Source organism: Streptomyces sp. NPDC001219 (genome assembly GCF_053597915.1).
Window position 1 is genome coordinate 1 of record NZ_JBSFJF010000105.1, and the last position, 19,487, is coordinate 19,487.

Here is a 19,487-nt window from a genome sequence, read left to right on the forward strand (position 1 = left end):
GGGGTGTCCGGACTGCTTCGCTTTACGTCCGGACACCCCCACCCGCGCAGGCCCGTAACCTCCCGTTGGGGGATGGGAAAAACGGTGGGTGGGGGTGCGCGTCGGTGGGCGGGTGTGTCTTGTCGGTTGTGGTGGGTCGGCTATTGCCGCCGCAGTAGGCGTGACGCGCCGGCGGCGACCGTCGTGGCCAGTACCCAGCCGGCCAGGATGAGTACCGCGGCCGCCCACTGTGCCCCGCCGTCCGGTTTCCAGGCGGCGCTCTGGTTGAGGTCTATCACCGGCAGCAGCAGGTCGAGGGCGTAGAGGTACGGATTCCAGGGCGGGGCCTCGCCCGCCTTGAGGGGCGGCGGCGGGGCCATCGAGAAGTAGATCGTGCCGATCGCCCACAGGATGGCCATCCACACCGCGGCCCGCCCCGGGCGGTAGCCGTAGGCCACCGTCCAGTCCTGGAGGAACCCCCAGGCCTTAGCCGCCAGCGGCAGCGTCTCGCGCCGCCGCCGCTGCTTGGCCAGCAGTACCTCGCGGGCGTCGGCGTCCTCACCGGTGGTGCGCAGCGAGGCGGCGAGCATCTCGTACGGCTCGGGTGCGTACTCGGGAGTCGCCGCGGCCACCCACTGGAGCCGCAGCGCGAGCGGGAAGTGGCCGCGCGGGATCAGCGTCTCGTAGGCGAAGCCGGCCATCCACAGCCCGCCCAGGCCCGGCCAGCTGGCCGACTTGTCGACGAGGTTGACCACCCGGGCGCCGGAGAGGATCACCCGGCCGCGCTGCGGGCGCTCACCGAGGAACCGCAGCTCGGGCGTCTGGATGCGGCGCAGCGACAGCTCCTGGTCGGACTCCATGATGAACCGGGCGTGCTCGAAGTCGACCGCGTCGCCGAACCGCCCGTCGTCCAGCCGCATCCCGCCCTCGCACTCGAAGCGCTGCACTCGGGTGCCGCGCGCGGGGGTGTAGGTGGTGCCGTACGGGGGAGTGGCGCCGCTGGAGAAGGGGGAGTTGGGCAGCCCGGCGGCGGTCAGGTAGAAGGTGCGCTCGACGGTCAGCTGCGGGGCGTTCAGCGCCCGGCGGCCGAAGGGGTTGCTCAGCCGGCTGCCGCGCAGGCTCAGCGACACGCCGATGGTGGCGCCGCGCAGCGACAGCTCCCCGTAGGACTCCAGCATCTCGGCCTGGAGGTCCTGGGTGACGGTCAGCCCGTCCGCCATGATCGACCGGCCCTGCCGGTCCTTGTGCACCACGGTCTGGTTCAGCATCAGGTCCGTGCCGATGTGGGCGTCGGTGAGCCGGATGCCGGACTGCACCACACAGCGCGGCAGGTGGAGGTCGCCCTCGGTCTGCAGCCGGGCCGCCTCCACCCGGGGTATCGCGCAGTTCACCAGCCGCAGGGTGGTGAACCGGCTCTCCGGGAGCACCACCTCGGCCTCGAAACGGCAGTCCCGCAGCTCCACGAATGGCTTGATCGCACCGCCCGCGACGTCGAGAGTGTCCGTGATGTACGCACCGGTGAGCTTGAGCGCGGACACCCGGCCCGGCTGCGGGGGCGGCCCGTCGAGCAGCAGCAGTGCCACCACCCGGCCCCGCACCCGGCGCTCCGGGCCCCACAGGTGCTGTCCGTGCGGATCGTCCCTGGCCGGATCGCCGGTGTGCAGATCGCAGGTGCTGCCGTTGCGGAAGGCCTGCCACATGCTCCATTCCGCGGAGGTCAGCTGCAGCTCGGCGGGCGCGTCGCCGTCCGCGGGTTCGGTCACTGTGGGTCCCCCTTGCTCTCCCGTGGTGTGTCGCGACCTGTCCGGACGCACTGTGCGCGGTGGTCGTGCCGCGTCCCGTCAGGTCTCCCCGTACGCCGTCGTGTGGCCCTTGCCCGCCCCGTGACTGCTTGAACACGCGCGGTCAGGGCCAACTCCGGTCAACTTCGAACGGCCGGGTCACGGTGCGTCCGGGGTGTGCTCCGCTGTGTATCACTGAGTGATACGGCCGCTCGGCCGCCGGAGCGGGTCTGAGACACTGGGGGCGTGATCTCCCGAATCGATCTGCGCGGTGACGCCCTTCCCGAGGGCGGCGCCCTGCGCGACCTGCTGCCCCGTGCCGAGTTCGACGTGGAAGCCGCCCTGGAGAAGGTGCGGCCCATCTGCGAGGACGTGCGCCATCGGGGCACCGCGGCGCTGATCGAGTACGCGCGGCGGTTCGACGGTGTCGAGATCGAGCGGGTACGGGTGCCCGCCGAGGCCCTGCGGAGCGCGCTCGCGGAACTGGACCCGGCCGTCCGCGCCGCCCTGGAGGAGTCCATCCGGCGCGCCCGGATCGTCCACCGCGAACAGCGCCGCACGGACGTCACCACCAAGGTCGTCCCCGGCGGCACGGTCACCGAGCGCTGGGTGCCGGTCGAGCGGGTGGGCCTCTATGTCCCCGGCGGCCTCGCGGTCTACCCGTCCTCGGTGGTCATGAACGTCGTCCCGGCGCAGGAGGCCGGTGTCGAGGGCATCGCCGTGACCTCCCCGCCGCAGAAGGAGTTCGGCGGCCGGCCGCACCCGACCATCCTCGCCGCCTGCGCCCTGCTCGGGGTCGACGAGGTCTACGCGGCCGGCGGCGCCCAGGCCATCGCGATGTTCGCCTACGGCACCGACGAGTGCCTGCCGGTCAACCTCGTCACGGGCCCCGGCAACATTTACGTCGCCTCCGCCAAGCGCCTGCTCAAGGGCCGGATCGGCATCGACGCCGAGGCCGGCCCGACCGAGATCGCGGTGCTCGCGGACGCCACCGCCGACCCCGAGCACGTCGCCGCCGACCTGATCAGCCAGGCCGAGCACGACACCCTCGCCGCCGCCGTCCTGGTCACCGACTCCGCCGAGCTGGCCGACGCCGTCGACGAGGCGCTCAAGCGGCAGGTCGCGGCGACCAAGCACATCGAGCGGATCACCGAGGCGCTGGCCGGCCGGCAGTCCGCGACCGTCCTGGTCGACGGTGTCGACGAGGGCCTCAAGGTCGTGGACGCCTACGGCGCCGAACACCTGGAGATCCAGACCGCCGACGCCACCGCCGTCGCCGCCCGGGTCCGCAACGCCGGCGCGGTCTTCGTCGGCCCGTACGCCCCGGTCTCGCTCGGCGACTACTGCGCCGGCTCCAACCACGTCCTGCCCACCGGCGGCTGCGCCTGCCACTCCTCCGGGCTGTCCGTGCAGTCCTTCCTGCGCGGCATCCATGTCGTGGACTACTCGCGGGACGCGCTGGCCGAGGTCGCCCACCACGTGGTGACCCTCGCCGAGGCCGAGGACCTCCCGGCCCACGGCGCCGCGCTGAAGGCCAGGTTCGGATGGAAGGTCCCGCAGAGCAAGTGAGCAGGCACGTGACCCGTATCGACGACCTCCCCATCCGGGACGAGCTGCGCGGCAAGTCCCCCTACGGCGCGCCGCAGCTGGACGTCCCGGTGCGGCTGAACACCAACGAGAACCCCTACCCGCTGCCCGAGCCGCTGGTCCGGCGGATCGCCGAGCGGGTGACCGAGGCCGCCAGGGAACTCAACCGCTACCCCGACCGGGACGCGGTCGAGCTGCGCACCGAGCTGGCCCGCTACCTCACCCGCACCGCCGGCCACGAGGTCACCAAGGACCAGGTGTGGGCCGCCAACGGTTCCAACGAGGTCCTCCAGCAGCTGCTGCAGACCTTCGCCGGCCCCGGCCGCACCGCCCTCGGCTTCGAGCCGTCCTACTCGATGCACGGGCTGATCTCCCGCGGCACGGGCACCGGCTGGATCTCCGGCCCGCGCAACGACGACTTCACCATCGACGTGGAGGCGGCCGTCGCGACCATCGCCGAGCAGCGGCCCGACGTGGTCTTCGTCTGCTCGCCGAACAACCCCACCGGCACCGCCGTCGAGGCGGCGACGGTGCTGGCGCTGTACGACGCCGCGCAGGCGGCCCGCGCCGACGGCGCCGGGGCCCTGGTGGTGGTCGACGAGGCCTACGGCGAGTTCAGCCACCGGCCCTCGCTGCTGCCGCTGATCGAGGGCCGGCCGAACCTGGTGGTCTCCCGCACGATGTCCAAGGCGTTCGGCGCCGCCGGACTGCGGCTGGGCTACCTGGCCGCCGACCCCGCCGTGGTCGACGCGGTGCAGCTGGTCCGGCTCCCGTACCACCTCTCGTCCGTCACCCAGGCCACCGCACTGGCCGCGCTGGAGCACACCGACACGCTCCTGAAGTACGTCGAGCAGCTCAAGACCGAGCGGGACCGCCTGGTCGACGAGCTGCGGGCGGCCGGCTGCCAGGTCGTCGACTCCGACGCCAACTTCGTGCAGTTCGGCCTCTTCGAGGACGCGCACGCCACCTGGCAGGCGATCCTCGACCACGGCGTGTTGGTCCGTGACAACGGCGTACCGGGCTGGCTGCGGGTCACCGCCGGCACCCCGGCCGAGAACGACGCGTTCCTCGACGCGGTTCGCGCAGTACTGAAGGAGAGCAAGCGATGACCCGCGTAGGACGCGTGGAGCGCACGACGAAGGAGACGTCCGTACTCGTCGAGATCGATCTCGACGGCACGGGGGACGTGCAGGTCTCGACCGGGGTCGGCTTCTACGACCACATGCTCGACCAGCTCGGCCGGCACGGTCTGTTCGACCTCAAGGTCAAGACCGACGGCGATCTGCACATCGACACCCACCACACCATCGAGGACACCGCCCTCGCCCTGGGCGCCGCCTTCAAGCAGGCCCTCGGCGACAAGTCCGGGATCTACCGCTTCGGCAACTGCACCGTCCCCCTGGACGAGTCGCTCGCCCAGGTGACCGTCGACCTCTCCGGCCGCCCCTACCTGGTGCACACCGAGCCGGAGAACATGGCGCCGATGATCGGCGCCTACGACACGACGATGACCCGGCACATCTTCGAGTCCTTCGTCGCCCAGGCACAGATCGCGCTGCACATCCACGTGCCGTACGGCCGCAACGCCCACCACATCGTGGAGTGCCAGTTCAAGGCGCTGGCCCGCGCCCTGCGCTACGCCAGCGAGCGCGACCCGCGCGCGGCCGGGATCATCCCTTCCACCAAGGGAGCCCTGTGAGCGACGCACGCGTGGCCGCCGGGCCGCAGACGACCACGATGCCCGCACCTCTGCGCCGCGCGGGCGGAGATGGGGGTGCCCCCGGACGGAGTCTGGGGGAGAACCGGAGGATGCAGTGAGCGGCCTGTCCACCGTCTTCATTCTGGTCGGGCTCTTCCTTCTCGGCGGCGTCTACTCCTTCTGGAAGCAGGAGCTGCCCAAGAGCCTGATCGTGCTGCTGTCCATCGGCTCGGCGATGTGCCTGGCCGCCGGCGTCCTGCGGCTGGGGGTGTGGAGTTGACCGCCTCGGCACCCCGTAAGAAGGTCGTCGTCTTCGACTACGGCTTCGGCAACGTCCGCTCCGCCGAGCGCGCCCTGGCGCACGTCGGCGCCGACGTGGAGATCACCCGGGACTACGACCGGGCGATGAACGCCGAGGGGCTGCTGGTCCCCGGCGTCGGCGCGTTCGCCGCCTGCATGGCCGGGCTGAAGGAGGCCCGCGGTGACTGGCTCGTCGGCCGCCGGCTGGCCGGCGGCCGACCTGTCATGGGCATCTGCGTCGGTATGCAGATCCTCTTCGGCCGCGGCATCGAGCACGGTGTGGAGACCGAGGGCCTGGACGAGTGGCCCGGCACGGTCGGCCCGCTGAAGGCCGACATCGTCCCGCACATGGGCTGGAACACCGTCGACGCCGCCGAGGGCTCGCAGCTCTTCGCCGGTCTGCCCGCCGACGCCCGCTACTACTTCGTGCACTCCTACGCGGTGCACGACTGGGAGCTGGAGAGCACCAACCCGCACATCGCCGCGCCCAGGGTCACCTGGGCCACGCACGGCGAGCCCTTCGTGGCCGCGGTCGAGAACGGCCCGCTGTGGGCCACCCAGTTCCACCCCGAGAAGTCCGGCGACGCCGGCGCCCAGCTCCTGACCAACTGGATCAACACCCTGTGAGCCCCCTGATGCCGAAGCTCGAACTCCTCCCCGCCGTCGACGTCCGCGACGGCCAGGCCGTCCGCCTCGTCCACGGCGAGTCCGGCTCCGAGACCTCCTACGGCGACCCGCTGGAGGCGGCCCTCGCCTGGCAGCGGTCCGGCGCCGAGTGGCTGCACCTCGTCGACCTCGACGCCGCTTTCGGCACCGGCGACAACCGCGCGCAGATCGCCGAGGTCGCCCGCTCCATGGACATCAAGGTGGAGCTGTCCGGCGGCATCCGCGACGACGCCTCGCTCGCCGCCGCCCTCGCCACCGGCTGCCGCCGGGTCAACCTCGGCACCGCCGCCCTGGAGACCCCCGAGTGGGTCGCCAAGGTCATCGCCGAGCACGGTGACAAGATCGCGGTGGGTCTGGACGTCCGCGGCACCACGCTGCGCGGCCGCGGCTGGACCCGCGACGGCGGCGACCTCTACGAGACGCTGGCCCGCCTCGACGCCGAGGGCTGCGCCCGCTACGTCGTCACCGACATCAACAAGGACGGCACCCTCCAGGGCCCCAACCTGGAGCTGCTGCGCAACGTCTGCGCCGCCACCGACCGCCCGGTCGTCGCCTCCGGCGGTGTCTCCTCGCTCGACGACCTGCGGGCACTCGCCACCCTGGTGCCCGAAGGTGTGGAGGGCGCGATCGTCGGCAAGGCGCTCTATGCGAAGGCCTTCACCCTCGAAGAGGCGCTGGCAGCAGTGTCGTAACGGCGAACGAAAGGCGGCGTGATGACCATCGAGCGCGTACGGACCGGCGGTTCCTGGGAAGAGAAGATCGGCTTCGCACGCGCCGTGGCGGCCGGCGACCGGGTCCTGGTCGCCGGCACGATGCCCCTGGTCGACGGCGTCCTCCAGGGGGAGGGCGACCCCTATGTGCAGACCAGGACCGCCCTCTCCAACGCGCTGGAGGCCCTGACCCCCTTCGGCCTCGGCGCCGAAGCGGTCCTCCGCACCCGTCTGTACCTCACCCATCTACGCGACGTGGACGCGGCCGGCCGCGCCCACCGGGAGCTGTTCGCTGCCGCGCCGCCCGCCTCGACCCTGGTCGTGGTCTCCGGCTTCGCCGACTCCCGCGTCCTGGTCGAAGTAGAGCTGGAAGCTTTCCGAGAACTGTCAGAGAGGCCTGAACCGACATGACCCTGGCGGTCCGAGTCATCCCTTGCCTGGACGTCGACAACGGCCGGGTCGTCAAGGGCGTCAACTTCCAGAACCTGCGGGACGCCGGCGACCCGGTCGAGATGGCGAAGGTCTACGGGGACGAGGGCGCCGACGAGCTGACCTTCCTCGACATCACCGCCTCCTCCGGCGACCGCGAGACCACCTACGACGTGGTCCGCCGCACCGCCGAGCAGGTCTTCATCCCGCTGACGGTCGGCGGTGGCGTCCGCACCCCCGAGGACGTCGACAAGCTGCTGCGGGCCGGCGCCGACAAGGTCGGGGTCAACACCGCCGCCATCGCCCGCCCCGACGTGATCCGGGAGATCGCCGAGCGCTTCGGCAGTCAGGTCCTGGTGCTCTCGGTCGACGCCCGCCGCACCGACGCGGGAACGCCGTCCGGCTACGAGGTCACCACCCACGGCGGCCGCCGCGGCACCGGCATCGACGCCGTCGAATGGGCGCACCGCGCCGCCGAGCTGGGCGCCGGCGAGATCCTGCTCAACTCCATGGACGCCGACGGCACCAAGGACGGCTACGACGTCGCGATGATCGAGGCGGTCCGCAAGCACGTCCGTATCCCGGTGATCGCCTCCGGCGGCGCCGGCCGGCTCGACGACTTCGCCCCGGCCGTCGCCGCCGGCGCCGACGCGGTCCTGGCCGCCTCCGTCTTCCACTTCGGCGACCTGCGGATCTCCCAGGTCAAGGACGCCCTGCGGGGCGCGGGTCACCCGGTGCGCTGACCGCGGTGATCCTGGGGCCTGATCCACACGACAGGCCCTAGGCTTCCGCCATGAGCCGTGTCAACGACGTGGGTGGCCAGGCCGGGTTCGGGGCGCTGGAGATCGAGGCGGACGAACCGCCGTTCCACGCGGACTGGGAGGCGCGGGTGTTCGCGCTGAACTCCGTGCTGGTGCGGAACGGGGTCTACCGCCTCGACGAGTTCCGCGACGCCGTCGAGCGGATGGCCCCGCAGGAGTATCTGGCGGCGTCGTACTACGAGCGCTGGCTCCACGCGATCGAGACCCTGCTCGCCGAACGGGGGCTGCTCGGCGATGGCTGAGTTCCGGGCGGGGGAGCGGGTGCGGGTGCGCGCCGTCGACCCGGCGGGGCACACCCGGGTGCCGCGGTACGTGCGCGGACAGCTGGGGCGGATCGTCGAGTGCCAGGGGCGCTGGCCGCTCGCGGACGAGTGCGCGGCGGGCGTCGACGCACCGCGGGTCGAGCCCGTCTACACCGTGGCCTTCGCCGCGGGCGACCTGTGGGGCGAGGGCGGTCACGAGGTCACGGTCGACCTCTGGGAGTCGTACATCGAGCGGGTACGGGAGGACGGGGCATGAGCGGCGAGCACACGAGCGCACCGGTGGCGGCGCGGGTCAGGCGGCTGGAGGCCCGGCTGGTCGAGGGCGGGGTGGTCACCGAGGCGCAGCTGGACGCGGCGCTGGCCGCGATGCTGAAGGGCGCCTCGCCGGTCAACGGGGCCCGGATCGCGGCGCGGGCCTGGACCGACCCGGGGTTCCGGGAGCGGCTGCTGGCCGACGCGAACGCGGCGCTGCCCGAGGTGGGGCTGTCGATGGCGGGCGGTATCAAGGAGCAGCGGCTCAGGGTCGTCGAGAACACCGCCACCACGCACCACGTCCTCGTGTGCACGCTGTGCTCCTGCTATCCGGTGGGGCTGCTGGGGCCGTCGCCGTCCTGGTACAAGAGCGAGGCCTACCGCTCCCGGGTGGTGCGCGAACCCCGCGCCGTCCTGGCCGAGTTCGGGCTGGAGCTGCCGGACGACACCGCGATCACGGTGTGGGACTCCAGTGCGGAGAGCCGCTACCTGGTCCTGCCGCGGCGGCCCGCGGGCACCGAGGGGCACAGCGAGCCGGAGCTGGCCGCGCTGGTCACCCGGGAGGGGCTCATCGGGACCGCCGCGGTCTGACTCAGCCGCGCTTCCGCGCCGCCCGCAGGAACTCGCGGTTCATCGCCGTGATGCTGAACAGCGGGATGCCCTTGGGGCAGGCGGTGGCGCACTCACCGGCGAGGGTGCAGCCGCCGAAGCCCTCCTCGTCCATCCGCGCCACCATGTCCAGCACCCGGGTCTCCCGCTCCGGCGCGCCCTGCGGCAGCACGTTGAGGTGGTTCACCTTGGCGGAGGTGAACAGCATCGCGGCGCCGTTCGGGCAGGCCGCCACGCAGGCGCCGCAGCCGATGCACTCGGCGTGCTCGAACGCGGCGTCGGCGGCCGCCTTCGGCACCGGCGTCGCATGGGCCTCCGGCGCCGCCCCCGTCGGCACGGTGACGTAGCCGCCCGCCTGGATGATCCGGTCGAAGGCGGAGCGGTCGACGACCAGGTCCTTGACGACCGGGAACGCCGCGGCGCGCCACGGCTCGATGTCGATGGTGTCGCCGTCCCGGAAGGACCGCATGTGCAGCTGACAGGTCGTGGTCCGCTCCGGGCCGTGCGCCTCGCCGTTGATGACCAGCGAACAGGCGCCGCAGATGCCCTCGCGGCAGTCGTGGTCGAAGGCGACCGGGTCGTCGCCGTCGAGGGTCAGCTCCTCGTTGAGGGTGTCGAGCATCTCCAGGAACGACATGTCCGGCGAGATGCCGTCGACCTCGTAGGTGGACAGGGCGCCGTCGGCGTCGGCGTTCTGCTGGCGCCAGACGCGCAGGGTGAGCCTCATGCGTAGCTCCGCTGGGTGGGGTGGACGTACTCGAAGACCAGGTCTTCCTTGTGGAGGACGGGCGCCTCGCCGGTCCCGGTGAACTCCCAGGCGGCCGCGTACGAGAACTCCCCGTCCCGCCGCGCCGCCTCGCCGTCCGGGGTCTGCGACTCGGTGCGGAAGTGGCCGCCGCAGGACTCGGCGCGGTGCAGGGCGTCCAGGCACATCAGCTCGGCGAGCTCCAGGTAGTCCACGAGGCGGTTGGCCCGCTCCAGGGACTGGTTGAACTCCTCGCCGGTGCCCGGCACCTTGAGCCGCCGCCAGAACTCCGCACGGATCTGCGGTATCCGGTCGAGGGCCTTGCGCAGGCCCTCCTCGGTGCGGGCCATACCGCAGAACTCCCACAGCAGACCGCCGAGTTCGCGGTGGAAGGAGTCGGGCGTACGGTCCCCGCCGACGGCGAGCAGCCGCGCGAGCCGGTCCTCGGTCTCCCGCACGGCCGCCGCGAGGGCCGGGTGGTCATCGCGGACCTCGTCGTGCCGCGGGTTGCGCGCCAGGTAGTCGTTGAGGGTGGCGGGCAGCACGAAGTAGCCGTCGGCCAGCCCCTGCATGAGCGCGGACGCGCCGAGCCGGTTCGCCCCGTGGTCGGAGAAGTTGGCCTCACCGACCGCGAACAGGCCCGGGACGGTGGTCTGCAGGTCGTAGTCGACCCACAGCCCGCCCATCGTGTAGTGCACCGCGGGGTAGATCCGCATCGGCACCTCGTACGGGTCCTCCGCGGTGATCCGCGCGTACATGTCGAAGAGGTTGCCGTACTTCTCCTCGACCGCCGCCCGGCCCAGGCGCCGGATGGCGTCCGCGAAGTCGAGGTAGACGCCCTGCCCGCCGGGGCCGACGCCGCGGCCCTCGTCGCAGACGTTCTTCGCGGCGCGGGAGGCGATGTCCCGCGGCACGAGGTTGCCGAACGACGGGTAGCCGCGCTCCAGGTAGTAGTCGCGCTCGTCCTCGGGGATCTCGGCGGGCGGCCGGCCGTCGCCCCGGGCCTTCGGCACCCAGATCCGGCCGTCGTTGCGCAGCGACTCGCTCATCAGCGTCAGCTTCGACTGGTGGTCGCCGGTGCGCGGGATGCAGGTGGGGTGGATCTGGGTGAAGCAGGGGTTGGCGAAGTAGGCGCCGCGCCGGTGCGCCCGCCACACGGCGGTGGCGTTGGAGTTCATGGCGTTCGTCGAGAGGTGGAAGACGTTGCCGTAGCCGCCGGACGCGAGGACCACGGCGTCCGCGACGTAGGTGTCGATCCGCCCGGTGACCAGGTCCCGGGCGACGATCCCGCGGGCCCGGCCGTCGATCACGATCAGGTCGAGCATCTCGGTGCGCGGATGCAGCTCCACGTTCCCGACGGCGATCTGCCGCGACAGCGCCTGGTAGGCGCCGAGCAGCAGCTGCTGGCCCGTCTGGCCGCGGGCGTAGAAGGTCCGCGACACCTGGACGCCGCCGAAGGAGCGGGTGTCGAGCAGACCGCCGTACTCCCGCGCGAAGGGCACGCCCTGGGCCACGCACTGGTCGATGATCTCGACGGAGATCTGCGCGAGCCGGTGGACGTTGGACTCGCGGGCCCGGAAGTCACCGCCCTTGACGGTGTCGTAGAACAGCCGGTGGACGGAGTCGCCGTCGTTGCGGTAGTTCTTCGCCGCGTTGATGCCGCCCTGCGCGGCGATCGAGTGCGCGCGCCGCGGTGAGTCCTGGTAGCAGAACTGCACCACGCGGTAGCCCTGTTCGGCGAGCGTGGCGCCGGCCGAGCCGCCCGCGAGGCCGGTGCCGACCACGATGACGGTGTGCTTGCGGCGGTTGGCGGGGTTGACGAGCTTCGCCTCGAAGCGCCGGGTGTCCCAGCGCCCGGCGACCGGCCCGGCCGGTGCCTTGGTGTCGGCGACCGGCTCCCCGGTCGTGTAGGCGGTGTAGTCGGGGTACGGGGCCATGCTCAGCTCACCACTCCGGTCATGACGGCGACGGGTACGGAGACGAAGCCCGCGGTCAGCGCCAGCGCGAGGACCTGGGCGAGGGCTGTGAGGAGGCGCTCACGGGCCGGGCTGCCGACGCCGAGGGTCTGTGCGGCGCTCCAGAAGCCGTGCCGGATGTGCAGCCCGAGCGCCAGCATCGCGACGCAGTAGATGACGTTGCCGTACCAGGTCGAGAAGGTGTCGACGACGTTCTGGTAGGGACGGCCGGACTGGAAGCCGCCGGTGTGCACGGTGCCGGTCGTCAGGTCGAGGAGGTGCCAGACGACGAACAGGCCGAGGATGATCCCGCCCCAGCGCATGGTGCGGGTGGCGTAGCCGGTGCGGGCCCGCCGGTGCGCGTAGCGGTGCGGCCGGGCCCGGAGGTCGCGGCGGCTGAGCTGGTAGGCGGAGGTGGCGTGCGCGACGACGGCGGCCACCAGGACCACCCGGACCAGCCACAGCGTCCACTCGTGGTGCATGAACGGCGCGCCGGCCACCCGCAGCCAGTGGGCGTAGCCGTTGAACTCGTCCGGGCCGAAGAAGATCTTCAGATTCCCGATCATGTGGACGACCAGGTAGAGCAGCATGACCAGGCCGCTGACGGCCATCACCGTCTTCTTGCCGACGGTCGAGCGCCACAGCAGGCCCGCGAAGGACGGCCGTCGGTCCGTCCGGGTGTCCAGTGCCATGGGCCCGACGGTAGGGACCGGCCCGCCCATCAGTCCAAGACATGATGCGGCTCATCTCCATAGCTGCTGCCTATCGACAGCGCTACCGTGGCCCTCATGCAGCTCCAGCAGCTCCGGTACTTCACCGCCGTGGCCGACACCCGCCACTTCACCCGCGCCGCCGCACGCGAGCATGTCGCCCAGCCCTCCCTGTCGCAGCAGATCCGTTCCCTGGAGCGGGAGTTGGGGGCCGAGCTGTTCCACCGGGCCCGCGGCCACATCACCCTCACCGACGCCGGGGAGACCCTGCTGCCGTTCGCCCGGCGCATCCTCGCCGACGCCGACACCGCCCGCCGCGAGGTCCAGGAGGTCGCCCGGCTGCGCCGCGGCCGGCTCCGCCTCGGCGCCCCGCCCAGCCTCTGCGCCAGCCTCGTCCCCGACGTCCTGCGCGCCTTCCACGCCGGCTACCCCGGCGTGGACCTGCTCGTCACCGAGGACGGTTCACAGGACCTGGTCAGGGCGCTCGCCGACGGCGCCCTGGACCTGGCCCTGATCATCACCCCGCTCCCCGGCCAGGCCCCCGCCCTGGCCACCTCCGAGCTGCTGCGCGAGGAACTCGTCGTGGTCTCCGCGCCCGACCGCCCCGCCCCCGCCGGCCGCCGCACCCGCATCCGGGTGGAAGACCTCCGCGACCGGCCGCTGGCCATGTTCCGCCGCGGCTACGACCTGCGGGAATTCACCACCGCGGCGTGCCGGGCGGCCGGCTTCGAACCGGTCTTCACCGTCGAGGGCGGCGAGATGGACGCGGTCCTCGGCTTCGTCCGCGCCGGACTGGGCCTCGCCGTGGTGCCCAGCATGGTCGCCGCCCGCTCCGGCCTGCGCGTCACCCGCTTCTCGACCCCCGGGATGCACCGCGTGGTCTCCGTCGCCCACCGCGGCGACGTCTCCCCGCCGCGCGCCGCCCGGGAGCTGACCCGCATCCTGATGGAGCACGTGGCCCCGGGCCCGTCCTGAGCCGGCCGGGGGAAGCGGTGCGGGCGCGGCGCGCGGTCCCGTGGCAGGGGCGCGGGGCCCGCCGTAGGCTGGCCGCATGTCGACCCATGCGAAGCGTGAACGGCTCCTCCTCGCCGACCTGTTGGAGAGTGCCGGCCCCGAGGCGCCGACGCTGTGCGAGAACTGGAACGCGCGGGACCTGGCCGCGCACGTGGTGGTGCGCGAGCGGCGCGCCGACGCGGCCGGCGGGCTGCTCGTCAAGCCGCTGGCCGCCCGGCTGGAGCGGGTGCAGGCGGAGTTCGCCGGGCGGCCGTACGAGGAGCTGATCCGGCTGATCAGGACCGGGCCGCCGCGGATGTCGCCGTTCGCGCTGAAGCAGCTCGACGAGGCGTCCAACACCGTCGAGTTCTACGTCCACGCCGAGGACGTCCGGCGCGCCCAGCCTGACTGGTCCGCGCGGGAGCTGGACCCCGTTTTCGCGGACGCCCTGTGGGCCAGGATCGAGCGGATGGCCCGGGTACTGGGCCGGAAATCGCCGGTGGGCCTGGTGCTGCGGCGGCCGGACGGGCGGACGGCGGTGGCCCACCGCGGCACCCCGGTGGTCACGGTCGTCGGCGAGCCGGGCGAGCTGACCATGTTCGCCTTCGGCCGGCAGCAGGTGGCCGAGGTCGAGCTGGACGGGGACAAGGAAGCGATCGAGCGGCTGCGGGCGGCGAAGCTGGGCATGTGAGCCCACAGCTCGTGAGCCCGCCGCCCGGCAGGCCTACGCGTGCCACACCACCACCGCGACCACCACGGCCACCACCACCGCCGCCGCGAACACCGCACCCAGCACCCGCGCCGCCACCCGCGCGGCGCGGTCCGGGTCCGGCGGCGGTGGCGGCGGGGACGGCTGCTGAGGATGCATGTCTGCAGGATGCCGCACGGCACAATGGACACCATGAGCAGTCGCGCCACCACCACGGACAGCACCCCCGCCCTCGACCCCGCCATCGCCGCCCGCCTCAAGCGCGGCGCCGACGGCCTGGTCCCGGCCATCGCCCAGCAGTACGACACCGGCGAGGTGCTGATGCTCGGCTGGATGGACGACGAGGCGCTGCACCGCACCCTCACCACCGGCCGCTGCACGTACTGGTCCCGCAGCCGCCAGGAGTACTGGGTCAAGGGCGACACCTCCGGCCACGTCCAGCACGTGAAGTCGGTGGCCCTGGACTGCGACGCCGACACCGTCCTGGTCCGGGTCGACCAGGTCGGCGCCGCCTGCCACACCGGCGACCGCACCTGCTTCGACGCGGACGTTCTCGCCACCCACGACGATCAGGACCAGTAGGCTCCGCGCCATGACCACGGGAACCACCGGCACCGCCCTTCCGGACCTCGACACCTTCCGCACCCTCGCCAAGGACCGGCGGGTCATCCCCGTCACCCGGCGCCTGCTCGCGGACGGCGACACACCGGTCGGGCTCTACCGCAAACTGGCCGCCGAGCGCCCCGGCACCTTCCTCCTGGAATCCGCCGAGAACGGCCGCACGTGGTCGCGCTACTCCTTCATCGGCGTCCGTAGCGCCGCCACCCTCACCACCCGCGACGGACAGGCGCGCTGGCTCGGCACCCCGCCCGTCGGCCTGCCCACCGAGGGCGACCCGCTCGCCGTCCTGCGCGCCACCGTCGAGACCCTGCACACCCCCCGGGACCTCATCGAGGGCGAGGGACTCCCGCCGTTCACCGGCGGCATGGTCGGCTACCTCGGCTACGACATCGTGCGCCGCCTGGAGAAGGTCGGCGAGCGGACCGAGGACGACCTCCGGCTGCCCGAACTCACCATGCTGCTCACCTCCGACCTCGCCGTCCTCGACCACTGGAGCGGCACGGTCCTGCTGATCGCCAACGCGATCAACCACAACGACCTCGACACCGGTATCGACGAGGCCTACGCCGACGCGGTGGCCCGCCTGGACACCATGGCCGACGACCTCGCCCGGCCCGCGCCCGCCGGCACCGCCGCGCTGCCGCCGTCCGAGGTCCCGCCGTACACCGGCAAGTGGGGCGGCGCGGCCTACCAGGACGCCGTCGAGGACATCAAGGAGCGCATCCGGGCCGGTGAGGCCTTCCAGGTCGTGCCCTCCCAGCGCTTCGAAACCCCCTGCACGGCCGGCGCGTTGGACGTCTACCGGGTGCTGCGGGCCACCAACCCCAGCCCGTACATGTACCTCTTCCGCTTCGAGGGCCCCGACGGCGGCGAGGACGGCGCCTTCGACGTGGTCGGCTCCAGCCCCGAGGCGCTGGTGAAGGTCGAGGACGGCCGGGCCATGGTCCACCCCATCGCCGGCACCCGCCCGCGCGGCGCCTCCGTCCAGGAGGACCAGGCCCTGGCGGACGAGCTGATGGCCGACCCCAAGGAGCGCGCCGAGCATCTGATGCTGGTCGACCTGGGCCGCAACGACCTGGGCCGGGTCTGCGAACCGGGCAGCGTCGAGGTCGTCGACTTCATGTCCGTCGAGCGCTACAGCCACGTGATGCACATCGTCTCGACGGTCACCGGCAAGGTCGCCGCGGACCGCACGGCCTTCGACGTGCTCACCGCCTGCTTCCCCGCCGGCACCCTCTCCGGCGCCCCCAAGCCGCGCGCCCTGCAGATCATCGAGGAGCTGGAGCCGACCCGGCGCGGCCTCTACGGCGGCTGCGTCGGCTACCTCGACTTCGCCGGCGACTCCGACACCGCCATCGCGATCCGCACCGCCCTCCTGCGCGACGGCACCGCCTACGTCCAGGCGGGCGCCGGCGTGGTCGCCGACTCCGACCCGGCGGCCGAGGACACGGAATGCCGCAACAAGGCGGCCGCGGTGCTGCGGGCCGTGCACACCGCCAACCACCTGGGCAGGTAGCCCGCACCACCCCCGCGCACCGGCCCCCGGCGGCCGGTGCGCGATAGTGGTACGCGTGAGTGCCGCATCCCAGACCCCCACCGACACCGTGCCGCCGGGCGATGCCGGGCCCGCACCGGCCCGGCCCGCGCGCCGTGCGCACCGCAGCCTCGCGCTGGCACTGCTGACCGGCGCGGCCGGCGCCGGCCTGGCGCTGCTGGCCTCCGGCCGCACCTGGGCCCAGGGCTCCGCGGTGCTGGCCCAGGGCGCGCTGCCGCGCACGGTGACCGGCACCGACGTGACCGGAGTGCCCGGCGCGCTGGCCGTCGTCGGCCTGGCCGCGCTGGTCGCCGTCTTCGCGGTCCGCCGGGCCGGCCGGATCGCGGTCGCCGCCCTGCTGACGCTCAGCGGCGCGGGCATCACCGTCGCCGCCGTCCTCGGCAACTCCGACACCTCCGCGCTGCGCGAGAAGGCCGCCACCGCGGTCGGGCTGACCGGCGCCGATGTGCATCACGTCACGCACACCGGATGGCCGTGGGTGGCCGCGGCCGGCGGTCTGCTGCTGCTGGTCGCCGGACTGCTGGCGCTGCTGTACGGGCGCCACTGGCCTGCGATGTCGGGCAAATACGAGCGCACGCCCGGCGGCGCCCGCGGCCCGCGCCGGACTCCGGCCCCGCCTGACCTGGACCGCCCCGAGGACATCTGGAAGTCCCTGGACCGCGGTGAGGACCCGACCCGGTAACGGTGCTCCGCCCGGCATCGGTGACAATGGCCGACGAGGATCATCGCGCCCGGACCCGGCGCGGTCAGAGCATCGAGGAGCATTCATGTCGAGCAGTGGCCACGGACACACCCCCGCCGCCTGGACCGGCGTCATCATCTCGTTCATCGGCTTCTGCGTCGCCGGAGCCTTCATCGTGCTGGCCAACGTGCCCGGCTTCTGGGCCGGCATGGCGCTGATCGGCCTCGGTGCCCTCGTGGGCGGTCTGATGCGGATGGCCGGTCTGGGCTCGGAGCCCAAGCGCTCGGCCAAGCCCCGCCCGCAGGCACAGGCGCAGGCCCAGCCGCAGGAGGGCTGAGCCCCGCTCCCGTGGCGCCGGGGCCCGGCGCCACTCCCGCAGCACCCCTCGAAGGCGCCGCTTCCCGGCCCGTACGCACCGAGGTGCCGTACCCGCCGTCCGTGACCGTTCCGTACGGCGGCCGAGAAGCTGCGCCTTCGCGCATCCGGCCGGACAATCGGCACGTGAGCCCACCCACGGCCCGGCCGCACGCCGCCCCGCACGGCGGTCTGCCGCGCCGCCTCGCGGCCCCTCTGGGCGCGCTGGCCGCCGCCACCGCCGCCTTCGCCGTGCTCGGCGCCGTCGACCCCAACGAGCCGGGCCACTACCCCGTGTGCCCGCTGCTGCACCTCACCGGCGTCTACTGCCCGGCCTGCGGCGGACTGCGCAGCGCCCACGCCGTGGCACACGGCGACCTCCTCGCGGCGCTGGGCGCCAACGCCCTCGCGGTGGCCGGGTACGCCGTCTGTGCGGTGTTCTGGGCGCTCTGGCTGGCCAACGCGGTCCGGGGGCGCCGCACCCCGGGTCCCCGGCCGCGGGCCGCCCACTGGTGGGCGCTGGGCGGCCTGCTGCTGGCCTTCACCCTCGCCCGCAACCTCCCCTTCGGCAGCGGGCTCGCGCCATGACCCGGTGGCGGTACGGAACCGCTGCCACCGGCCCCGCGGCAGCCGGAGAAGTCCAGGTCGTGGGATCGCGGTCCACCGGATGTGAGACCCGCACCCCTTGGCGGATACCATCGGAGTGCCGGAGGAAACCACTCGTCCGGGTCACCGCCCCCCACTCCCGAAGGAGGCCGCTCGCGTGAGTGTGCTCGACGAGATCATCGACGGCGTTCGCGCCGACCTCGCAGAGCGGCAGGCGCGCGTCGGCCTCGACGAACTGAAGGAACGGGCCCAGAAGGCGCGCCCCGCGAAGGACGGCGTCGCCGCCCTCAAGGGCGAGAGCGTCACGGTGATCTGCGAGGTCAAGCGCTCCAGCCCCTCCAAGGGCGCGCTCGCCGCGATCGCCGACCCGGCCGGTCTGGCCGCCGACTACGAGGCGGGCGGCGCGGCCGTCATCTCCGTCCTCACCGAGCAGCGCAAGTTCGGCGGTTCGCTGGCCGACCTGGAGGCCGTCCGCGCCAAGGTCGACATCCCCGTCCTGCGCAAGGACTTCATCGTCACCGCCTACCAGCTGTGGGAGGCCCGTGCCTACGGCGCCGACCTCGCGCTGCTGATCGTCTCCGCGCTGGAGCAGGAGGCGCTGGTCTCGCTGATCGAGCGCGCCGAGTCGATCGGACTGACGCCGCTGGTCGAGGTGCACGACGAGGAAGAGGTCGCCCGCGCGGTGGACGCCGGCGCCAAGATCATCGGCGTCAACGCCCGCAACCTGAAGACCCTGGAGGTCGACCGCGGCAACTTCGCCCGGGTCGCCCCCGAGATCCCCGACCACATCGTCAAGATCGCCGAGTCCGGTGTGCGCGGCCCGCACGACCTGATCGCCTACGCCAACGACGGCGCGGACGCGGTGCTGGTCGGCGAGTCCCTGGTCACCGGCAAGGACCCCAAGACCGCGGTCTCCGACCTGGTCGCCGCGGGCTCCCACCCGGCGATCCGGCACGGCCGGTCCTGAGCGGCCGGGAGCACCCACCGACATGACCGCCACCGCAGCCGCCCTCCGCTGCCAGGTCCGGGTACCGCACCCGGGCCCGGCCGGTGCGCGCGCCGGGGCGGCGGCCGTCCGCGTCCCCTGCCCGGTGCCGGTCCGCGGGGTGCCATCCGCACCGCGCCGCAGCCCCGCCCCGCAGCGCTGTGCGCTGCCGCCGTGGCACCGGGGCTGCCGGGCACCCGCACGACGGGTCCACGGGCGCCGGGTCAGGTATCACATCGGTTCCGAGCCGGGACAGATCAACGGCAGGCGATGGCGGGCGGGGCCCGCGCGCTGACGCGCCGGCCCCGTACGGGCGCCGGGAAATTGGGGGAGGCTGCGGCCGTCTGACGGCCTGCTCACCCCCCCACCCCCGAACCCACCCCCGCCCCCTCCCCCGAAGGGGGAGAGGGGGGAGGGGTACGCTGGCCCGTCTCGCGGTGCGCAACGCCGACCACGGTGTGATCGGTTTCGGGCTG

25 protein-coding genes are annotated in these 19,487 nt (G+C 73.1%); 20 read left to right on the top strand and 5 right to left on the bottom strand.

From position 1 onward, the window contains the following. Positions 1 to 140: 140 nt before the first annotated feature. A complete protein-coding gene (locus tag ACWC9R_RS34730; RefSeq protein WP_450737616.1) occupies positions 141 to 1,742 on the bottom strand; it encodes an oxidoreductase in 1,602 nt (533 codons plus the stop codon). 264 nt (positions 1,743 to 2,006) lie between these two features. Here ACWC9R_RS34730 and hisD point away from each other — a divergent pair, with 264 nt between their 5' ends. The 11 genes from hisD to ACWC9R_RS34785 all read left to right on the top strand — a co-directional run bounded on the left by hisD (position 2,007) and on the right by ACWC9R_RS34785 (position 9,078). Next, entirely contained in the window at positions 2,007 to 3,329 is a 1,323-nt protein-coding gene (gene hisD, locus ACWC9R_RS34735; protein ID WP_450737618.1) for a histidinol dehydrogenase, read from the top strand. 8 nt (positions 3,330 to 3,337) lie between these two features. After that, positions 3,338 to 4,456 carry a histidinol-phosphate transaminase gene (locus ACWC9R_RS34740; RefSeq protein ID WP_450737650.1) on the top strand — a complete coding sequence of 373 codons (1,119 nt, stop codon included), beginning with the start codon at positions 3,338 to 3,340 and terminating at the stop codon, positions 4,454 to 4,456. Beyond that, complete coding sequence (gene hisB, locus ACWC9R_RS34745; RefSeq protein WP_450737620.1) at positions 4,453 to 5,046, top strand: imidazoleglycerol-phosphate dehydratase HisB; 594 nt, start codon at positions 4,453 to 4,455, stop codon at positions 5,044 to 5,046. Before ACWC9R_RS34740 ends, hisB begins: the two co-directional genes overlap by 4 nt. 115 nt (positions 5,047 to 5,161) lie before the next feature. Next, positions 5,162 to 5,326 (top strand): hypothetical protein, encoded by a 165-nt coding sequence (locus tag ACWC9R_RS34750; protein ID WP_450737622.1) that lies wholly within the window; start codon positions 5,162 to 5,164, stop codon positions 5,324 to 5,326. Beyond that, the gene (hisH, locus tag ACWC9R_RS34755) at positions 5,323 to 5,973 is read left to right on the top strand and encodes an imidazole glycerol phosphate synthase subunit HisH (RefSeq protein ID WP_393364561.1); all 651 of its coding nucleotides are present in this window, start codon (positions 5,323 to 5,325) and stop codon (positions 5,971 to 5,973) included. Before ACWC9R_RS34750 ends, hisH begins: the two co-directional genes overlap by 4 nt. A gap of 8 nt (positions 5,974 to 5,981) precedes the next feature. Continuing rightward, positions 5,982 to 6,704 (top strand): bifunctional 1-(5-phosphoribosyl)-5-((5-phosphoribosylamino)methylideneamino)imidazole-4-carboxamide isomerase/phosphoribosylanthranilate isomerase PriA, encoded by a 723-nt coding sequence (gene priA, locus ACWC9R_RS34760; protein ID WP_362602075.1) that lies wholly within the window; start codon positions 5,982 to 5,984, stop codon positions 6,702 to 6,704. A gap of 21 nt (positions 6,705 to 6,725) precedes the next feature. Continuing rightward, positions 6,726 to 7,133, top strand: a complete 408-nt coding sequence (locus ACWC9R_RS34765; protein WP_362601637.1) for a Rid family hydrolase — start codon at positions 6,726 to 6,728, stop codon at positions 7,131 to 7,133. Next, complete coding sequence (gene hisF, locus ACWC9R_RS34770; protein ID WP_450737625.1) at positions 7,130 to 7,894, top strand: imidazole glycerol phosphate synthase subunit HisF; 765 nt, start codon at positions 7,130 to 7,132, stop codon at positions 7,892 to 7,894. Before ACWC9R_RS34765 ends, hisF begins: the two co-directional genes overlap by 4 nt. Positions 7,895 to 7,944: 50 nt before the next feature. Beyond that, positions 7,945 to 8,214, top strand: a complete 270-nt coding sequence (locus tag ACWC9R_RS34775) for a hypothetical protein (protein ID WP_450737626.1) — start codon at positions 7,945 to 7,947, stop codon at positions 8,212 to 8,214. Next, positions 8,207 to 8,491, top strand: a complete 285-nt coding sequence (locus tag ACWC9R_RS34780) for an SH3-like domain-containing protein (RefSeq protein ID WP_450737628.1) — start codon at positions 8,207 to 8,209, stop codon at positions 8,489 to 8,491. The genes ACWC9R_RS34775 and ACWC9R_RS34780 overlap by 8 nt, the downstream gene beginning before the upstream one ends. Beyond that, entirely contained in the window at positions 8,488 to 9,078 is a 591-nt protein-coding gene (locus ACWC9R_RS34785) for a nitrile hydratase subunit alpha (protein ID WP_450737630.1), read from the top strand. The genes ACWC9R_RS34780 and ACWC9R_RS34785 overlap by 4 nt, the downstream gene beginning before the upstream one ends. Before the next feature lies 1 nt (position 9,079). Here ACWC9R_RS34785 and ACWC9R_RS34790 read toward each other — a convergent pair whose 3' ends face one another. From ACWC9R_RS34790 to ACWC9R_RS34800, 3 genes are read right to left on the bottom strand one after another with little or no spacing between them, the layout of a single operon-like run. After that, entirely contained in the window at positions 9,080 to 9,823 is a 744-nt protein-coding gene (locus ACWC9R_RS34790; protein ID WP_450737632.1) for a succinate dehydrogenase/fumarate reductase iron-sulfur subunit, read from the bottom strand. Beyond that, positions 9,820 to 11,778: a fumarate reductase/succinate dehydrogenase flavoprotein subunit gene (locus ACWC9R_RS34795; RefSeq protein WP_450737633.1), complete on the bottom strand. Its 1,959-nt coding sequence runs from the start codon at positions 11,776 to 11,778 to the stop codon at positions 9,820 to 9,822. The genes ACWC9R_RS34790 and ACWC9R_RS34795 overlap by 4 nt, the downstream gene beginning before the upstream one ends. A gap of 2 nt (positions 11,779 to 11,780) precedes the next feature. Then, on the bottom strand, positions 11,781 to 12,488 hold the full coding sequence (locus ACWC9R_RS34800) for a succinate dehydrogenase (protein WP_450737635.1): 708 nt from the start codon (positions 12,486 to 12,488) through the stop codon (positions 11,781 to 11,783). Between the two features lie 96 nt (positions 12,489 to 12,584). Between ACWC9R_RS34800 and ACWC9R_RS34805 the strand changes: the two genes are divergently transcribed. Continuing rightward, a complete protein-coding gene (locus tag ACWC9R_RS34805) occupies positions 12,585 to 13,481 on the top strand; it encodes a LysR family transcriptional regulator (protein ID WP_450737637.1) in 897 nt (298 codons plus the stop codon). A 76-nt stretch (positions 13,482 to 13,557) separates the two neighbouring features. Continuing rightward, complete coding sequence (locus ACWC9R_RS34810; RefSeq protein WP_450737639.1) at positions 13,558 to 14,190, top strand: TIGR03085 family metal-binding protein; 633 nt, start codon at positions 13,558 to 13,560, stop codon at positions 14,188 to 14,190. Positions 14,191 to 14,223: 33 nt separating this feature from the next. Here ACWC9R_RS34810 and ACWC9R_RS34815 read toward each other — a convergent pair whose 3' ends face one another. After that, on the bottom strand, positions 14,224 to 14,367 hold the full coding sequence (locus ACWC9R_RS34815) for a hypothetical protein (protein WP_450737640.1): 144 nt from the start codon (positions 14,365 to 14,367) through the stop codon (positions 14,224 to 14,226). A gap of 33 nt (positions 14,368 to 14,400) precedes the next feature. On the opposite strand from ACWC9R_RS34815, the gene hisI reads away from it, so the two are divergent. The 7 genes from hisI (at position 14,401) to trpM (ending at position 19,306) form a co-directional block, all read left to right on the top strand. Then, positions 14,401 to 14,790 carry a phosphoribosyl-AMP cyclohydrolase gene (gene hisI / locus ACWC9R_RS34820; protein WP_450737642.1) on the top strand — a complete coding sequence of 130 codons (390 nt, stop codon included), beginning with the start codon at positions 14,401 to 14,403 and terminating at the stop codon, positions 14,788 to 14,790. Between the two features lie 10 nt (positions 14,791 to 14,800). Then, entirely contained in the window at positions 14,801 to 16,345 is a 1,545-nt protein-coding gene (locus tag ACWC9R_RS34825) for an anthranilate synthase component I (RefSeq protein WP_450737643.1), read from the top strand. A 55-nt stretch (positions 16,346 to 16,400) separates the two neighbouring features. After that, positions 16,401 to 17,066 carry a TIGR02234 family membrane protein gene (locus ACWC9R_RS34830; RefSeq protein ID WP_450737644.1) on the top strand — a complete coding sequence of 222 codons (666 nt, stop codon included), beginning with the start codon at positions 16,401 to 16,403 and terminating at the stop codon, positions 17,064 to 17,066. A gap of 85 nt (positions 17,067 to 17,151) precedes the next feature. Further along, positions 17,152 to 17,403, top strand: a complete 252-nt coding sequence (locus ACWC9R_RS34835; RefSeq protein WP_362610280.1) for an HGxxPAAW family protein — start codon at positions 17,152 to 17,154, stop codon at positions 17,401 to 17,403. Positions 17,404 to 17,567: 164 nt separating this feature from the next. Further along, a complete protein-coding gene (locus ACWC9R_RS34840; protein WP_450737646.1) occupies positions 17,568 to 18,008 on the top strand; it encodes a DUF2752 domain-containing protein in 441 nt (146 codons plus the stop codon). A 175-nt stretch (positions 18,009 to 18,183) separates the two neighbouring features. Further along, positions 18,184 to 18,993, top strand: a complete 810-nt coding sequence (gene trpC / locus ACWC9R_RS34845) for an indole-3-glycerol phosphate synthase TrpC (RefSeq protein ID WP_127150377.1) — start codon at positions 18,184 to 18,186, stop codon at positions 18,991 to 18,993. A 22-nt stretch (positions 18,994 to 19,015) separates the two neighbouring features. Beyond that, the gene (gene trpM, locus ACWC9R_RS34850; protein ID WP_450737648.1) at positions 19,016 to 19,306 is read left to right on the top strand and encodes a tryptophan biosynthesis modulator TrpM; all 291 of its coding nucleotides are present in this window, start codon (positions 19,016 to 19,018) and stop codon (positions 19,304 to 19,306) included. Positions 19,307 to 19,487: the final 181 nt, after the last annotated feature.

What these genes read in the sequence shown, in the direction of transcription:
- hisB (WP_450737620.1), top strand. Translation starts at nt 4,453, where the DNA reads ATGACCCGCGTAGGACGCGTGGAGCGCACGACGAAGGAGACGTCCGTA.
- priA (WP_362602075.1), top strand. Translation starts at nt 5,982, where the DNA reads ATGCCGAAGCTCGAACTCCTCCCCGCCGTCGACGTCCGCGACGGCCAG.
- ACWC9R_RS34765 (WP_362601637.1), top strand. Translation starts at nt 6,726, where the DNA reads ATGACCATCGAGCGCGTACGGACCGGCGGTTCCTGGGAAGAGAAGATC.
- hisF (WP_450737625.1), top strand. Translation starts at nt 7,130, where the DNA reads ATGACCCTGGCGGTCCGAGTCATCCCTTGCCTGGACGTCGACAACGGC.
- ACWC9R_RS34775 (WP_450737626.1), top strand. Translation starts at nt 7,945, where the DNA reads ATGAGCCGTGTCAACGACGTGGGTGGCCAGGCCGGGTTCGGGGCGCTG.
- ACWC9R_RS34780 (WP_450737628.1), top strand. Translation starts at nt 8,207, where the DNA reads ATGGCTGAGTTCCGGGCGGGGGAGCGGGTGCGGGTGCGCGCCGTCGAC.
- ACWC9R_RS34785 (WP_450737630.1), top strand. Translation starts at nt 8,488, where the DNA reads ATGAGCGGCGAGCACACGAGCGCACCGGTGGCGGCGCGGGTCAGGCGG.
- ACWC9R_RS34790 (WP_450737632.1), bottom strand. Translation starts at nt 9,823, where the DNA reads ATGAGGCTCACCCTGCGCGTCTGGCGCCAGCAGAACGCCGACGCCGAC.
- ACWC9R_RS34795 (WP_450737633.1), bottom strand. Translation starts at nt 11,778, where the DNA reads ATGGCCCCGTACCCCGACTACACCGCCTACACGACCGGGGAGCCGGTC.
- ACWC9R_RS34800 (WP_450737635.1), bottom strand. Translation starts at nt 12,488, where the DNA reads ATGGCACTGGACACCCGGACGGACCGACGGCCGTCCTTCGCGGGCCTG.
- ACWC9R_RS34805 (WP_450737637.1), top strand. Translation starts at nt 12,585, where the DNA reads ATGCAGCTCCAGCAGCTCCGGTACTTCACCGCCGTGGCCGACACCCGC.
- ACWC9R_RS34810 (WP_450737639.1), top strand. Translation starts at nt 13,558, where the DNA reads ATGTCGACCCATGCGAAGCGTGAACGGCTCCTCCTCGCCGACCTGTTG.
- ACWC9R_RS34815 (WP_450737640.1), bottom strand. Translation starts at nt 14,367, where the DNA reads ATGCATCCTCAGCAGCCGTCCCCGCCGCCACCGCCGCCGGACCCGGAC.
- hisI (WP_450737642.1), top strand. Translation starts at nt 14,401, where the DNA reads ATGAGCAGTCGCGCCACCACCACGGACAGCACCCCCGCCCTCGACCCC.
- ACWC9R_RS34825 (WP_450737643.1), top strand. Translation starts at nt 14,801, where the DNA reads ATGACCACGGGAACCACCGGCACCGCCCTTCCGGACCTCGACACCTTC.
- ACWC9R_RS34835 (WP_362610280.1), top strand. Translation starts at nt 17,152, where the DNA reads ATGTCGAGCAGTGGCCACGGACACACCCCCGCCGCCTGGACCGGCGTC.
- trpM (WP_450737648.1), top strand. Translation starts at nt 19,016, where the DNA reads ATGACCGCCACCGCAGCCGCCCTCCGCTGCCAGGTCCGGGTACCGCAC.